Origin of the sequence: Streptomyces antibioticus (assembly GCF_002019855.1) — a bacterium.
Classification (GTDB): Bacteria; Actinomycetota; Actinomycetes; order Streptomycetales; family Streptomycetaceae; genus Streptomyces; species Streptomyces antibioticus_B.
The window spans coordinates 7,227,351-7,241,750 of the sequence record NZ_CM007717.1 but is presented as its reverse complement, the minus strand read 5'-3'; the positions used below and the strand labels follow the sequence as shown (position 1 = coordinate 7,241,750).

General features: G+C 73.9%; 12 protein-coding genes and 1 pseudogene. 2 read left to right on the top strand and 11 right to left on the bottom strand.

Annotated elements, in window-relative coordinates; genetic code table 11:
- Window positions 1-21: 21 nt before the first annotated feature.
- The 8 genes and pseudogenes from AFM16_RS32885 to AFM16_RS32845 form a co-directional block, all read right to left on the bottom strand.
- A complete protein-coding gene (locus tag AFM16_RS32885) occupies window positions 22-1,215 on the bottom strand; it encodes a glycine C-acetyltransferase (RefSeq protein ID WP_078636082.1) in 1,194 nt (397 codons plus the stop codon).
- 34 nt (window positions 1,216-1,249) lie between these two features.
- The gene (tdh, locus tag AFM16_RS32880; RefSeq protein WP_078636081.1) at window positions 1,250-2,278 is read right to left on the bottom strand and encodes an L-threonine 3-dehydrogenase; all 1,029 of its coding nucleotides are present in this window, start codon (window positions 2,276-2,278) and stop codon (window positions 1,250-1,252) included.
- A gap of 180 nt (window positions 2,279-2,458) precedes the next feature.
- A complete protein-coding gene (locus AFM16_RS32875) occupies window positions 2,459-3,016 on the bottom strand; it encodes a GAF domain-containing protein (protein WP_078636080.1) in 558 nt (185 codons plus the stop codon).
- Window positions 3,017-3,129: 113 nt separating this feature from the next.
- Entirely contained in the window at window positions 3,130-3,774 is a 645-nt protein-coding gene (locus tag AFM16_RS32870; RefSeq protein WP_030790761.1) for a GTP-binding protein, read from the bottom strand.
- The gene (locus tag AFM16_RS32865; protein ID WP_030790763.1) at window positions 3,752-4,123 is read right to left on the bottom strand and encodes a DUF742 domain-containing protein; all 372 of its coding nucleotides are present in this window, start codon (window positions 4,121-4,123) and stop codon (window positions 3,752-3,754) included. Before AFM16_RS32865 ends, AFM16_RS32870 begins: the two co-directional genes overlap by 23 nt.
- Before the next feature lie 2 nt (window positions 4,124-4,125).
- Window positions 4,126-4,560: a roadblock/LC7 domain-containing protein gene (locus AFM16_RS32860; RefSeq protein ID WP_030790766.1), complete on the bottom strand. Its 435-nt coding sequence runs from the start codon at window positions 4,558-4,560 to the stop codon at window positions 4,126-4,128.
- Window positions 4,561-5,837: 1,277 nt separating this feature from the next.
- A pseudogene (locus AFM16_RS39585) lies at window positions 5,838-7,721 on the bottom strand (sensor histidine kinase); the annotation flags it as partial.
- Window positions 7,722-8,074: 353 nt separating this feature from the next.
- Window positions 8,075-9,307 carry an MBL fold metallo-hydrolase gene (locus AFM16_RS32845; RefSeq protein WP_078636079.1) on the bottom strand — a complete coding sequence of 411 codons (1,233 nt, stop codon included), beginning with the start codon at window positions 9,305-9,307 and terminating at the stop codon, window positions 8,075-8,077.
- A 185-nt stretch (window positions 9,308-9,492) separates the two neighbouring features.
- On the opposite strand from AFM16_RS32845, the gene AFM16_RS32840 reads away from it, so the two are divergent.
- Both AFM16_RS32840 and AFM16_RS32835 read left to right on the top strand, forming a co-directional pair.
- Window positions 9,493-10,698 carry a Glu/Leu/Phe/Val dehydrogenase dimerization domain-containing protein gene (locus tag AFM16_RS32840; RefSeq protein WP_078636078.1) on the top strand — a complete coding sequence of 402 codons (1,206 nt, stop codon included), beginning with the start codon at window positions 9,493-9,495 and terminating at the stop codon, window positions 10,696-10,698.
- Window positions 10,699-10,758: 60 nt separating this feature from the next.
- The gene (locus tag AFM16_RS32835; protein ID WP_245178020.1) at window positions 10,759-11,439 is read left to right on the top strand and encodes a TetR/AcrR family transcriptional regulator; all 681 of its coding nucleotides are present in this window, start codon (window positions 10,759-10,761) and stop codon (window positions 11,437-11,439) included.
- Here the strand turns inward: AFM16_RS32835 and AFM16_RS32830 are convergent.
- The 3 genes from AFM16_RS32830 to AFM16_RS32820 form a co-directional block, all read right to left on the bottom strand.
- Window positions 11,424-12,173, bottom strand: coding sequence for an SIMPL domain-containing protein (locus AFM16_RS32830; protein WP_078636076.1), 750 nt, complete (start codon window positions 12,171-12,173; stop codon window positions 11,424-11,426). The two genes, AFM16_RS32835 and AFM16_RS32830, sit on opposite strands and share 16 nt — an antisense overlap.
- A gap of 168 nt (window positions 12,174-12,341) precedes the next feature.
- On the bottom strand, window positions 12,342-13,127 hold the full coding sequence (locus AFM16_RS32825; RefSeq protein WP_030790791.1) for an SGNH/GDSL hydrolase family protein: 786 nt from the start codon (window positions 13,125-13,127) through the stop codon (window positions 12,342-12,344).
- Between the two features lie 239 nt (window positions 13,128-13,366).
- The gene (locus AFM16_RS32820; protein WP_030790794.1) at window positions 13,367-14,398 is read right to left on the bottom strand and encodes a M23 family metallopeptidase; all 1,032 of its coding nucleotides are present in this window, start codon (window positions 14,396-14,398) and stop codon (window positions 13,367-13,369) included.
- Window positions 14,399-14,400: the final 2 nt, after the last annotated feature.

Below are 14,400 nucleotides of genomic sequence, written 5' to 3'. Positions count from 1 at the left end.
CGCTCAGCCCTCCGGTTCCGCTCAGCCCTCGAGTTCCGCGCGGGCCGCGACGAAGGCGTCCACCGCACGGTGGACGTCCTCGGTGGAGTGCGCGGCGGAGAGCTGGACGCGGATCCGGGCCTGGCCCTGCGGGACGACCGGGTAGGAGAAGCCGATCACGTACACCCCGCGCTCCAGCAGCAGCTCCGCCAGCCGGCCCGCCTTCGCCGCGTCGCCGATCATCACGGGCGCGATGGCGTGGTCGCCGGGGAGGATCTCGAAGCCCTCCTCGGTCATCCGGCGGCGGAAGAGCGCGGTGTTCTCGGCGAGCCGCACCCGCAGGTCGTCCGCCGACTCCAGCAGGTCGATGACCTTCAGGGAGGCGGCCGCGATCACCGGCGCGAGCGTGTTGGAGAACAGGTACGGACGCGACCGCTGGCGCAGCAGGGCGACGATCTCGGCGCGGGCGGCGACATAGCCGCCGGAGGCGCCGCCGAGCGCCTTCCCCAGGGTGCCGGTGATGATGTCCACCCGGTCCATCACACCGTGCAGTTCGGGGGTGCCGCGGCCGCCGGGGCCGACGAAGCCGACGGCGTGCGAGTCGTCGACCATGACCATCGCGTCGTAGCGGTCGGCGAGGTCGCAGATCTCGCGCAGCGGCGCCACATAACCGTCCATGGAGAAGACGCCGTCGGTGACGATGAGGCGGCGGCGGGCGTCCGACGCCTCCTTCAACTGCCGCTCCAGGTCCTCCAGATCACGGTTCGCGTACCGCATGCGGCGGGCCTTGGACAGCCGGATGCCGTCGATGATCGAGGCGTGGTTGAGGGCGTCGGAGATCACCGCGTCCTCGGGGCCGAGCAGGGTCTCGAAGACACCGCCGTTGGCGTCGAAGCAGGAGGAGTACAGGATGGTGTCCTCCTGGCCGAGGAACGCGGACAGCCGCGCCTCCAGCTCCTTGTGCACCTCCTGCGTGCCGCAGATGAAGCGCACGGACGCCATGCCGTAGCCCCAGCGGTCCAGGGCCTCGTGGGCGGCCGCGATCACCTCGGGGTGGTCGGCGAGACCCAGGTAGTTGTTGGCGCAGAAGTTGAGGACCTCGCCGGGGCGGCCGCCCGCGGTGACGGCGACGGTCGCGGACTGCGGGGTGCCGATGACGCGTTCGGGCTTGTGCAGTCCGGCGGCACGGATCTCGTCGAGGGTGGTCCGCAGGTCGTCGCGTACGGATTCGAACATGGGAAGCTCCTAAGGTGCTGCGCGGGAAGGGGAGTTACGCCGTCCAGTCCAGGATGACCTTGCCGCCCCTGCCGCTCGCGGCGTCCTCGAAGGCCGCCTCGAAGTCGCGGTGGCCGTAGCGGCCGGTGATCACGGGGGCGAGGTCGAGGCCGCCTTCGAGCAGCACCGACATGGCGTACCAGGTCTCGAACATCTCGCGGCCGTAGATGCCCTTGACGGTGATCATCGAGGTGACGATCCGGGCCCAGTCGACCGGGAACTCCTCGGCGGGCAGGCCGAGCATGGCGATCCGGCCGCCGTGCGTCATGTTGGCGATCATGTCGCGCATGGCCTCGGGGCGGCCGGACATCTCCAGGCCGATGTCGAAGCCCTCGCGCAGGCCCAGTTCGCGCTGGCCGTCGGCGATGGGCGTCCGGGCCACGTTCAGGGCGAGGCTGACACCGATCTTGCGGGCCAGCTCCAGCCGCTCCTCGCTCACGTCGGTGATCATGACGTGCCGGGCGCCGGCGTGCCGGGCGACGGCGGCGGCCATCAGACCGATCGGCCCGGCGCCGGTGATCAGCACGTCCTCGCCGACCAGCGGGAAGGACAGCGCGGTGTGCACGGCGTTGCCGAACGGGTCGAAGATCGCCGCGATGTCGAGGTCGACGGGGACCCGGTGCACCCACACGTTGGAGGCGGGCAGCGCGACGTACTCGGCGAACGCCCCGTCGCGCCCGACCCCGAGCCCGACCGTGGCCCGGCAGAGGTGGCGGCGGCCGGCGAGACAGTTGCGGCACTTGCCGCAGACGAGGTGCCCCTCGCCGCTCACCCGGTCGCCGACGGCGATGTCGGCGACGTCCCGGCCGGTCTCGACGACCTCGCCGACGAACTCGTGGCCGAGGACGAGGGGGGTGCGGATCGCCTGCTGCGCCCAGCCGTCCCAGGCCCGGATGTGCAGGTCGGTGCCGCAGATGCCGGTCCGCAGGACCTTGATCAGTACGTCGCCGGGGCCGATGGTGGGCTCCGGGACGTCCGTGAGCCACAGCCCGGGCTCCGCCTTCTCCTTGACCAGCGCCTTCAAGCTGCGGCTCCCGTGGGTGAGGTCCCGGGCGCGGGCAGGCCGAGGCGCCCCGCGTCCGGGGAGGGGTGAGGATTCGGACAGCAATCTGCCGTATTCCGCGCACCCGGTCCATCGAGCTTTTCTTAAGCGCCGCGTCAGCTTTCCTTAATCACCCGTCCGGCCCCCTACCGGCCCGGTCCCCTACAGCAGCGTCCGCGCCTCCAGCCGTACGGCGAGGTCGGCGGCCGTCGACTTGATGGTCTCCAGGCCGGCCTTCCCCCAGGGCCGGGGCGCGAGGTCGGCGACGCACACCGTGCCGAGGACCATGCCGGTGGAGTCGATGAGCGGGGCGCCGAGGTAGGAGCGGATGCCGTACTCGTCGACGAGCGGATTGCAGGCGAACCGCGGATAGTCGCCGACGTCCTCCAGGGCGAGCGCTCTGCGCCGGACGACGACGTGCGGGCAGTAGCCGTACTCGCGGGGCAGCCGACGGCCCACCGCGGGCTTGCCGCCGCGGGCGGCGCGGCCCCCTTCGGGGGTGTGCAGTCCGGCGAAGAACTGCCGTTCCTCGTCGAGGAAGTTGACCATCGCGTACGGCGTGCCGGTCAGCTCGGCGAGACGGTCCGCGAAGGCGTCGAGCGCGGGTTCCGGCTGCTGCCCGAGGCCGAGTCGGCGCAGCCTCAGGGTGCGGGCGGGAGCCTCGCTGTCCTGCGGGGTGAGCAGCAGACGACCGGCCGGGCGTGGCGGGTCGTAGCTCATGGCCGGCCTCCGTCGCTGGGGACGTGTGGCATGTGCGGCTCCGGTGGGTCGGGGACGGGGTCGGTCCGGTGCGGTGGGACGGGTGTACGGCGGGGGGCGGCTCGGGCGGGGTGTCACATGTGGGCGCCGCGGCTCGGCTGGGGGGTCGCGGGGGCGTGGGCGATGAGGTGCCGGACGAGGGTGAGCAGGGTCTGCACGCTGGACGCGGAGATCCGGGCGTCGCAGCGGACGACGGGGATCGCCGGGTCCAGGTCGATGGCGGCCCGTACCTCCTCGGGGTCGTAGCGGTGGGCGCCGTCGAACTCGTTGACGGCCACGATGAATCCGAGGCCGCGTTCCTCGAAGAAGTCGACGGCCGCGAAGCACTCCTCCAGGCGGCGGGTGTCGGCGAGGATGACCGCGCCGAGGGCGCCCTCGGAGAGTTCGTCCCACATGAACCAGAAGCGCTCCTGTCCCGGGGTCCCGAACAGGTACAGCACGTGCTGCGCGTCCAGGGTGATCCTGCCGAAGTCCATGGCGACGGTCGTCTCGACCTTGTTCTCGATGCCGTCGAGGTTGTCGGTCGCGGCGCTGACCGTGGTGAGCAGCTCCTCGGTACTGAGCGGCGCGATCTCGCTCACGGCTCCGACGAACGTCGTCTTGCCGACCCCGAACCCGCCCGCGACCAGGATCTTCAGTGCGGTCGGGAAGGGGTCGGGGCCGTCGTCGTGGTCGTAGGCGTCGTACCCGCCGCTCTCAGAGCTGTCGTCGTAATCCATCGAGCACTGCCTCCAGTAGGGCCCGGTCGGTGGGGTTGTGGTGGAACTCGGGGGGCTTGGTGGTCAGCGCCCCGCAGTCCACCAGGTCCGACAGCAGCACCTTGGTGACCACCGCCGGCAGCTTCAGGTGGGCGGACACCTCGGCGACCGGGACCGGGGCCCGGCACAGGTCGAGGGCCTGCGCGTGCTCGGGGCCCAGATAGCCGAAGGGGGTCACGCCGGTGGCCATCACCTGGGACATCAGGTCCAGGACGACGCTCGGCTCGGTGCGGCCGTTGCTGACCGTGAACGGGCGCACGAGCCGTCCGGCCGCGTCGTCGAGCCAGGGCCCGTCGCCGGCCGCCGCCACCCTCAAGGTCCCGTCACCGACTGTTCGACGGCGTGCTGCCGGGGCGCGGTCATCAGGTACGGCCGCACGCTCTTGACCAGCATCGACATCTCGTAGCCGAGCACGGCGGCGTCGGCCTCGCGGCCGGCCAGCACGGCGAGACAGGTCCCGGAGCCGGCGGTGGTGACGAACAGCAGCGTCGCGTCGAGTTCGACGACGACCTGCCGGACGTCCCCGCCGTCCCCGAACCTGACTCCGGCGCTGCGGCCGAGGGAGTACAGACCGGAGGCCAGGGCGGCCATGTGGTCGGCGCTGTCGGGGTCGAGGCCGTGGACCGACTTCACGAGTCCGTCGCTGGACAGCAGCACGGCGCTCGTGGTGTGCGGTACGCGCTGCACGAGGCCGCTCATCAGCCAGTCGAGATCGGAAACCTGGCCGGTCGGCGCGTCGCTCGCCATGGTGGATCGACTCCTTGGGGTACGAGGGCCGGCGGAAGCGGCGGTGGTGGGCGTGATCGCGCTGATCATCCGGAGGACGCGCTCCCGTCGTGCCGGGGGGTGTGGTGGTCACTGCCGGCACCGTGACCCGGTGCGGCCAGGGGCGGACTCGTCGCCTCGGATATCGCCCCCGCCCCCTCACCACCGGACCCCTGGAGCCGGGGGGTGAACGGGGCGGGGGTCCCGAAGGCGAGGGGCCGCCGAGCCGGACTCCCGGGGCGATCCGGGGTGGACCTGCGGGGCAGGATCGAGTGCGGAGCGGAGGCAGCCGGGGGCGCGGGATCCTCACCCGTCGCCGGCACTACGGGTTCCCCGGTACCGCTCGACCGGCCGACGGGCCACCCCGTACCCGTGGCGGGCGTACGGGCCGAACCCCCGGCCCAGGGGGAGCTGCCGGGCGCGTCGGTGGGCGGAGCCTCGGCGGGCGTGGCGGGCGAACCCGCGAGCGAGGACCCAGCCGGGGTGACCGCCCAGGACGACAAGGAGGCGGCGCGCTCTGCGGGCGGAGTCCCGGCCGGGCTGCCGGGGGGCGGAACATGGGCCGAGCCCCCGGTCAGAGACGGGTCGGCGAACCCACCCGTGGACGAGACCGAACCCGGACTGCCGCCCCAGGACGAGTCGGCGGACTGCCCTGCGGACGGCATCTCGGCGGGGCTGGAAGCCCAGGACGAGTTGGCAGACCGGTGGGCAGGTAGAGCCTCGGCAGAGTTGCCGACCTGGGACTGACCGGCGGGCTGCCCCGCGGGCGAAGCATCCACCGGGGTGCCGGACCAGGACGAGCCAGCAGGCCCGGGCTCGGTCGAAGTCCCGGCCTCGGTCAGGCTGGCAGGTCGCCCCGTGAGCGAGGTCTCCGCCAGACCGCCGGACCAGGGCGAGCCGGTGGGCCGGTCGGCGGATCGGGCCTCGGCCGGGTCCCCCGTCACGGGCGCGTCAGCAGGTCGTCCGGTGGGGGTGCCGGACCAGGACGAGATGGCAGGTCGAGCTTCGGGGGAACTGCCGGTGTCGGTCGGGTCGGCGGGTCGGTCGACAGGGTGGGCCCCGGTCGGGGAGGGGCCGGTGGCGCGGGGCTCCGGCTCCGTCTCGGATGCGGGGCGCGGGCGTACGACCGGGTTCGAGGCGGTGCGGAGGGCCGCTTCCAGGGCGCCGGACACCGGGTACGGGCTGCGGTCCAGGGACTCCCAGGACGGCAGGGGTTCCGATTCCTCGGCGCCCGGTTCGAGGTCCTCCGCCTCCAGGCTCTGTTGGGCCTCCGCGAGGCCGATGCCGCGCTGGAAGGCGGCCATCAGGCCGGGGTCGTGGCCGACGGGTTCCTCGTTGTCACTGCGTGGGGTGGGGCCGCCGCGAAGCTGGGGCACGATGTGTTCCTGGGCGCGGCGGCGGGGCAGCGAAGGCTTGCCCATGGTGCCGCGTACGGCACCGCTGCGCGGGACGGGCACGGTGCCCGCGTTGTTCTCCACGGTGGCCCGGTCGCCGGGCCGGATGCCGGGGACGGCCTCGGCAGGGTTGGCCCGTTCCTCGTGCGCGCCCCGGACCGGCAGTGGGGTCGCCCCGCGCTGGTGCGTGGCCGCCGGGTCGTGCCGCGGCGGCTCCGGCGACGCGTCGGACGGCCCCGGGCGGCCGTCTTCGGCGGGCCGTCCGGAGACGGGCCCGCCTCCGTCAGCGACACGTGCGCCGGGGACGTCCTGCGTGGCTGGTGTGGCGGGTGAGGCCGTCGCCGACCGGTCCCGGCGGGGCAGCCGGGGCTCGTGCGGGGCCGGGAGCGTGGGCCGCTCCTGCACGGCGGGGGAGGCTCCCGGGCCGGTCCCGTTCACGCCCGCCCCGCGCCGGGGGACGACGTCGAGCCCGGTACCGGGCGACGCCGACCGCACCCCGTGCGCCGGCGTCTCGGCCGACGGTCCCGGCAACTGCCCCGGCGCCGAGCCGCCCAGCAGCGCCTGCGGTACGACGAGGACCGCCTGGACCCCGCCGTAGATATTGCCCTGGAGCCGGACCCGGATGCCGTGGCGGCGGGCGAGCTGGGAGACGACGAACAGGCCGATGCGCCCGTCGGCGAGGAGCCGGCCGACGTTGACCTGGTCGGGGTCGGCGAGCAGGGCGTTCATCCGGCTCTGTTCGTCGACGGGCATGCCGAGCCCGCGGTCCTCGACCTCGACGGCGAGCCCGGAGGTGACGAGGTTGGCGCGCAGCAGCACCTGGGTGTGCGGGGCGGAGAACACCGTGGCGTTCTCGACGAGTTCGGCGAGCAGATGGATGACGTCGGCGACGGCGTGCCCGCGCAGTTCGCCGTCGATCGGCGGGACCAGCCGCACCCGTGAGTACTGCTCGACCTCGGCGATGGCGGAGCGCAGCACCTCGGTCATGGAGACGGGGTTGCTCCACTGCCGCCGGGAGACGGCCCCGCCGAGCACGGCGAGGTTCTCGGCGTGGCGGCGGATCCGGGTGGCGAGGTGGTCGACGTGGAACAGCCCCTTGAGCAGGGCCGGGTCCTCGATCTCGTTCTCCAGCTCGTCGAGGAGGGAGATCTCGCGGTGGACGAGCGACTGGAGCCGTCGCGCGAGGTTGACGAAGACCTCCAGCTTCTGTTCGCTGCCGGTCTGGCTGGAGAGCTGGGACGCCTGGACGACCGCCCCGACGGCCCCGTCGTGCGCGCGGGCGAGGTCGGCGGCGAGCAGTTCGAACTCGTCGGCGTCGTCGGGCGGCCCGCCGCGCGCCTTGCGCTGGGGCGGTGCCTCGCCGCGGCGCAGGGCCTCGGTGAGCGCGCGCAGGTCGGCCTCGCCGCGGGCGCTGTGCCGGCGCAGGGCGGCGACGCGGTCGCTGACGGCACGCGCGGCCCGGTCGGCGGCCACGGCGGCGACCACGATGCCGACGCCGGTGACCGCGACCGCGCCGGCCAGGACCGCCCACAGGGTGGCGCTGGGGCGGGCGCCGGTGGAGCGCACGGTGAACAGCACCGCCGCGGAGGCGCTCAGGGCGACCGCGGTCGGCGGCAGCACGGCGAGCCGCAGGAGCTGAGGCCGTATGTGTGTCTCGGCCGTCGCGGGTGCGGTGCGGGCGGCGGGCCGCCCGTGCCGTCCGCCCTCACGGCGGTCTGCGCGTGCGGCCGGTGCGCGGAGGTGAGACATCGGTGTCCTCGTACTGGGTCCGTCGGGCCTGGTGGCTCGCGCAGGGTGCGCGGCCCGGGCGTGCGCCATCGCGGTGTCGGTCGCGCGAGCTGAAGAATTCGGCCCGACGTCGCCCGACGGACACTCACAGTAGTCGTCAACGCATCAGGTGCGGTGGGCAGTTGACAAAGTCCCCCGCGGAGGGTCCCGCTCTGGTATGAGGCTTCGCACGGCAGACCGATACCGGAACGGCATCGCGCGCCAACCTCGGACAGAAATCGATCAGACCTGGTCGGAGCTGCTCCCGGACGAACAGGAGGGCCGGGGAGTCCTCGACTCCCCGGCCCTCACCGCCGTACGCCACTCGATCGCGTTCAGCCCGCCGGAACGACCTCCGGCGCCTCGCCGTCGCCCGGCGCACCCTTCTCGATGTCACTCTCGGTATCGGCTTTGGCCTTCGCTACCGGCTTCGCGTCCGACGGCCAGCCGCCCGCCGGGGCGTGCGCGGCGTCCCGCCACCACGGCCGGTCCGGGACGCTCTCCCCGCCCGGCTCGAAGGGCTCGCCCGGCCGCGGCAGCGCGACGGGCGCCCCCACCGCGCGCGCGGAGGCCAGGGTGCCCTCGCCCGGATCCGTCCACGCGTGCGTGGCGAGGTTGAAGGTGGCCCAGTGGATCGGCAGCAGCACGCCCGCCGGCCCGCCGCCCTGGAGATCGAGATGGGCCCGCACGCCCTCCTCGGGCGTCATGTGGATGTCGGGCCAGAAGTCCGAGTACGCGCCGATCTGGATCATCGTGGCGTCGAAGGGGCCGTGGTCGGCGCCGATCTCCTTGAAGCCGTCGAAGTAGCCGGTGTCGCCGCTGTGGTAGATCCGGTGCCGCTCGCCCTCCACGACCCACGACGCCCACAGCGTGTGCTGGGTGTTGCGCAGGCCGCGCCCGCAGAAGTGGCGCGCCGGTGTCGCGGTGAGGGTGAGCCCGCCGACCTTGGTCGCCTCGTGCCAGTCCAGCTCGCGCAGCCGGCCGGCGGACACGCCCCAGTGCTCCAGATGGGCGCCGACGCCCAGCGGCACGGCGAACAGGGTGTCGGTGCCGGCCAGCGCCTTGATCGTGGGCAGGTCCAGATGGTCGTAGTGGTCGTGCGAGATGACGACGACGTCGACCGGGCCGAGCGCGGCGATCGGCAGCGGGACCGGATGCAGCCGCTTGGGGCCCACGAAGGCGAAGGGGGAGCAGCGCTCGCCCCAGACCGGGTCGAAGAGCACCCGCTGCCCGTCGATCTCGGCGAGCACGCTGGAGTGCCCCATCCAGGTCAGCCGCAGGCCCGTGGCGGCCGGGCGGGCCAGGTCGGCGAGGGTGGTGGCGTGGACGGGGACCGTGCCCGCGGGGGCGCGGCGGGGCCGCTGCTCCTTGTCGAAGAAGACCTTGGCGAAGTCGAGCGGCGAGCCCGAGGGGCGGGTCCGCGCGGGACCGCCGGGGTTCTGGAAGACGCCGTCCTTGAAGTGGGGCGATCTGCGGATGCGCGCCATGCGCTCACCGCTCGGGTCCGCGCCGAAGGCCGCGGGCTGCACGGCGCGGAGCCCGGAGCTCAGGGAACGGAAACCGGACACGGTACCTCCAGGTGGAGTCGCTGAGGCATTCCATTATGGTCGCCCCCTCCGACAACGCCCCCGCGTCCCGGTGACGACGCCCCCGCGCCCCGGTGACGACGGCCGCCCGCTCCGCGTTGACAGGTTCCCGCCCAGCTCCGGATACTGACCCGCTGTTCAGTACACCGTCCGGTCGAGGAGACCCGATGACCACCGCGCTCCCCGAGGCCGCCGCCCCCTTCCTGTCCCTGACCTGGACCGACGACATCACCGGCCGCCGGGGTTTCCTGGTCGTCGACCGGCTGGTGCGCGGGGTGTGCAGCGGCGGGCTGCGGATGCGGGAGGGCTGCACCCTGGACGAGGTCACCGGGCTCGCCCGCGGCATGAGCCTCAAGGAGGCCCTGCACTACGACCCGCGGGCCCGTTACGTCCCCCTGGGCGGGGCCAAGGGCGGGATCGACTGCGATCCCCGGGACCCGGAGGCGTACGGGCTGCTGGTGCGCTATCTGCGCGCGGTACGGCCGTACGTGGAGAGCTGCTGGACCACCGGGGAGGACCTGGGGCTGAGCCAGGACCTGGTGGACCGGGCGGCCGCCGAGGCGGGCCTCGTCTCCTCCGTGCAGGCCGTGTACCCGCTGCTGGACGACGAGACGGCGGCCCGCGCGCGGCTCGCGGACGCCTTCGCGGTCGAGGTGGACGGCATCGGCCTGGACGAGCTGGTCGGCGGCTGCGGGGTCGCCGAGTCGGTGCTGACCGCCCTGGACCGGGCCGGGGTGCCGTACGCGGGGACGCGCGTCTCGCTCCAGGGGCTGGGCACCATGGGCGGGGCCACCGCGCGCTTCCTCACGCGCGCGGGTCTGCCGGTCGTGGCGGTCGCCGACGTCAAGGGGACGATCGTCAACCCGTCGGGGCTCGACGTGGAGGCGCTGCTCGCCGCGCGGGACGGCCACGGCACCGTGGACCGCGCGGCGCTGCGCCCCGCCGACCGTGAGCTGCCGGGGGACGCCTGGCTGTCGGTGGCGGCGGAGGTGCTGGTGCCGGCGGCGGTGTCGTACGCCGTCGGGGTGGAGGAGCAGGCGCGGATCGGGGCCGGGGTCCGGTGGATCGCCGAGGCGGCGAACATGCCGGTCCTGCCGGAGGCGGAGGCGCTGCTGCACACGCGTGGGGTGCGGGTGCTGCCGGACGTCGTGGTGAACTCCGGGACCAACGCCTGGTGGTGGTGGACGCTGTTCGGCGACATCGGCGCGGACGCGGACGAGGCGTTCGCGCACACGCGCGGCGCGATGCGGACGCTGGTGGACCTGGTGCTCACACGCGCGGAGGCGGACGGCACGACCCCGCGGGCGGCGGCGCACACGATCGCCGCGCAGCGGCTGACGGCGGTGACGGAGCGGTTCGGCCCCTGTCGGTGAGCCGTCGGAGCAGGTCATGGCTCTGTGTAGGGTGACCGCGTGGCGAGGGTGCGGTTGAGCGTGGCCGAGCGGCGCGAGGAGCTGCTGCGGGCCGCCATCGGGCAGATCGAGGCGCGGGGCGTGGCGGCCGTCAGGATCGCCGACGTGGCGGCGGCCCTCGGTGTGAGCAACGCGCTGGTGCTCTACCACTTCTCGACCAAGGAACAGCTCGTCGCCGCCGCCTTCGCGCGCGCCGCCGAGGACGATCTGGCCCGGCTGCGCAAGCTGCTCGGCCGGCGTACGACCGCACTGCGCCGGCTGCGCTCGGCGGTCCGCTGGTACGCCCCCACCGGCCAGGCCAAGGGCTGGCGGCTGTGGATCGAGGGCTGGGCGGTGGCCCTGCGCGAGCCCGCGCTGCGGGAGGTGGCCCGTGACCTCGACCGCGCGTGGAAGGCCGCGCTCACCGAGGTGATAGCGGAGGGCGTGGCCGCGCGGGAGTTCCACTGCCCCGACCCGTCGGCCACGGCCCTGCGGCTGACCGCCCTGCTCGACGGCCTCGCCGTCCAGCTCACGTCCTACGGCGGCACCCTGTCCCGTACCCGGGCCCAGGTCTGGGTCGACGAGGCCCTGGCCCGGGAACTCTGCCTGTCCCCCGAGACGTTGAGCACGCGGACCCGCAGAGAGCCCCCGGCCGAGCCGCCCGCCGAGGGCGGCGTCGGGCCGGGGGCCCGGCTGCGGACCAGGGGTCAGGACACCTCGTAGACGGCTGTCACCGTCGCCGTCGCGCGGATCTCGCCGGGGGCGGTCGGTACGGCTCCGCCGGTGCCGGCCGCGTCCGCGAACTGCGCCGTGGGGCGGGGGTAGCCGACGGAGTCCTCGCTGAGGGAGACCAGACGGCCCAGTTCATGGCCGCTGAGGCGGGCGAGCTGCTCGGCCCTGGCGCGGGCGTCGTCGTGGGCGGCCTCGCGGGCGCGGGCCTGGAGCGGGACCGGGTCGGAGACCTCGAAGGCGACGGAGTGGATGCGGCCCGCGTCGCCGGTGGCGTCGGTGATCGACTGGAGGACGGCCCCGGTCCGCTCCACCTCACGGACCTTCACGGAGAAGGACTGGGCGGCCTGGTAGCCCTTGAGCCGGGTGCTGCCGCCCTCGGTGTCGTAGACGGGCTGGAGGGAGATGTTGTCCGTGCGGACGTCCCGTTCGGCGACGCCCTGGGCGCGGACGGCGGTCAGCAGGGCGCCGGCCGCGGTGTTCTGCGCGTCGAGCGCGGCCTGCGAGGTGGCGCCGGTCGCCTCCACGGCCACGGCGACGACCGCGACGTCGGGCGGGGCGGTGGCGCTGCCCTCGCCGGTCACGGTGATGGTGGCGGGGGCGGGGTCGACGCGCGCGGCGGCGGGCCGGGCGGGCGACGCGGCGGCGGCGGGCGCGGCGACGGCCGGCAGCCCCAGGGCGAGGAGCGTGACGAGGGCCGCGGCGACGGGCGTACGGGTGGGGCGCATACGGAACCGGTCCTTCGGAGGGGCGGACGGGGCGGGTGATGTGCGGTCATCCCAGCACCCGGACCCGCGCGCGCCCGCGCACCACTCCCGTCCGATCACCTCACTGGTGGAGCGGCCGGTCGTACCTGTCGTGCAAACGGCGTCGGACGGCCGCCCCGTCCTCTCCGGTCACGCCACCGCCGAGATCCGGGTCCGGATGTCGTCGGGGGAGAGCGTGCCCTTGGCGGTCACATGGTCGCCCGAGGACTCCCCGCGCAGCCGCCGCCCGATCCACGGCACCAGGTACTCGCGCGCCCACTGGACGTCGTCCTTGCGGATCTCCAGGGTGCCGCGCGGCGGGAGCTGCGGCCAGGGCTGCTCCGGGTCGGCCGGCACCTCCAGGCCGAGGACCTGCCCGGCGCGCAGCGCCACCCGCGTGTGCCCCTCCGGGGAGAGGTGGAGGCGGTCGCCGTCCCAGGCCCGGCGGTCCTGCACGGACCGCAGGGACCACAGGTCGAGCACCGGGCAGCCGTAGCGGTCGGCGACGGCGCGAACGTGCCCGTTGTAGGTGGCGATCTTGCCGCGCAGATGCTTCAGGACGGGGACGCCACGGGTGTCGAAGCCGGTGGTCACCAGGACCGTGCCGGACACGGCGGTGAGTGCCGCGACCGCCCGCTCGAAGCGCTCGGCGACCTCGTCGGGGTCGGTGCCGGGCCGCAGGATGTCGTTGCCGCCGGCACAGAAGGACACGAGGTCGGGCGCGAGGTCGACGGCCTGCGGAAGCTGGTCCTCCATGATCTGGTCGAGCAGCTTGCCGCGCACGGCCAGGTTCGCGTACCGGAAGTCGCCCTCGGGTCGGCGGTCCGCGAGGAGTACCGCGAACCGGTCGGCCCAGCCGACGAACGCCCCGTCGGGGCCAGGGTCGCCGACGCCCTCGGTGAAGCTGTCCCCCACCGCCACGTACGACCCGATCACTGATCTGTTGTCATTCTTCGAATCGTCTGCCACGGCAGATCATGATTCACCTTCTAATGTGACTTACGCGACCGTAGGCAGGGGTTGACGGACGGTGAGATAAGCCACTCCTAAAGAGTTGGCCAACCAGGGAATAACGTCCCGCGGCACGTCGAAGGCCGGACCCCGGGGGGCGGGGTCCGGCCTTCGACGGCGCGTCAGGGCCTGTCAGGGCGCCTCAGGAAGCGCTGGTGCGGGGGTCAGCCGACCGAGACTCCGTGCGAGCGGAGGTAGGCGACCGGGTCCACGTCCGAGCCGTAGTTCGGCGTGGTGCGGATCTCGAAGTGCAGGTGCGGTCCGGTCACGTTGCCGGTGGCACCCGAGAGGCCGACCTGCTGGCCCGCGGTCACGGTCTGGCCGGCCGAGACGGAGAGCGAGGACAGGTGGGCGTACTGGGCGTAGTGGCCGTCGTTCAGCCTGATGACGACCTGGTTGCCGTACGCGCCGCCCCAGCCGGCGGAGACGACGGTGCCCGCCGCGACGGCCTTGAGGGAGGTGCCCGTCGGGACGACGAAGTCGACACCGGTGTGGTAGCCGCTGGACCACATGCTGCCCGACATCCGGTACGGCGTGCCGACCGTGGCGCCGGCCACCGGCAGGCTGAACCCGGAGGAGGCGGTGGTGGAGTTCTCGGCGGCCTGGGTGCTCGGCTGCGAGGACGACGCCTGGGAGTCCGAGGAGCCGGCGGACGACGAGGACTGCGCGGGCTGCGACTTCTGCGCAGGCTTCGAGGGCTGCACGGGCTTGGCGGACTGCGCCGACCCGCGCGCCTCGGAGGACTTGGGCGCGGTGGTGGGGGCGGAGGACGCGGCCTTCTTGCCGATCGACAGCTTCAGGCCCGGGTGGATCAGCGAGGGGTTGTCGCCGACGGCCCGCCGGTTGTCCTGGTACAGCCGCTGCCAGCCGCCGTCGACGCCCTGCTCGTCGGCGATCCGCGAGAGGTAGTCGCCGGAGCGGACGGTGTACGTGCTGTGCTTCGCGCCCGACTTGCCCGACTTGTGCGCCACCGGAGCCGCCTGCACGGTCTGCGTGGCCTTCTCCGCGGCCCGTTCCACGGTCTTCGCCACGGCCTGTTCCGGAACGGACGCCGCGGCGGACTGGGTGGGGGCCGCGTGGGCACCCGTGGCTCCCAGGAGCGGGAGGGCGAGAGCGGCTCCGCCGGTTCCGGCGGCGGCGATGGAGCGGGTGAATCGCTGGGACTTCGGACGGCGGTGCTTACCCTTCGCGGGCATGG

Excerpts from the sequence above, each read along its gene's own strand:
- AFM16_RS32885 (WP_078636082.1), bottom strand. The coding sequence starts at position 1,215 with ATGTTCGAATCCGTACGCGACGACCTGCGGACCACCCTCGACGAGATC.
- AFM16_RS32875 (WP_078636080.1), bottom strand. The coding sequence starts at position 3,016 with ATGAGCTACGACCCGCCACGCCCGGCCGGTCGTCTGCTGCTCACCCCG.
- AFM16_RS32870 (WP_030790761.1), bottom strand. The coding sequence starts at position 3,774 with ATGGATTACGACGACAGCTCTGAGAGCGGCGGGTACGACGCCTACGAC.
- AFM16_RS32860 (WP_030790766.1), bottom strand. The coding sequence starts at position 4,560 with ATGGCGAGCGACGCGCCGACCGGCCAGGTTTCCGATCTCGACTGGCTG.
- AFM16_RS32840 (WP_078636078.1), top strand. The coding sequence starts at position 9,493 with ATGACCACCGCGCTCCCCGAGGCCGCCGCCCCCTTCCTGTCCCTGACC.
- AFM16_RS32830 (WP_078636076.1), bottom strand. The coding sequence starts at position 12,173 with ATGCGCCCCACCCGTACGCCCGTCGCCGCGGCCCTCGTCACGCTCCTC.
- AFM16_RS32820 (WP_030790794.1), bottom strand. The coding sequence starts at position 14,398 with ATGCCCGCGAAGGGTAAGCACCGCCGTCCGAAGTCCCAGCGATTCACC.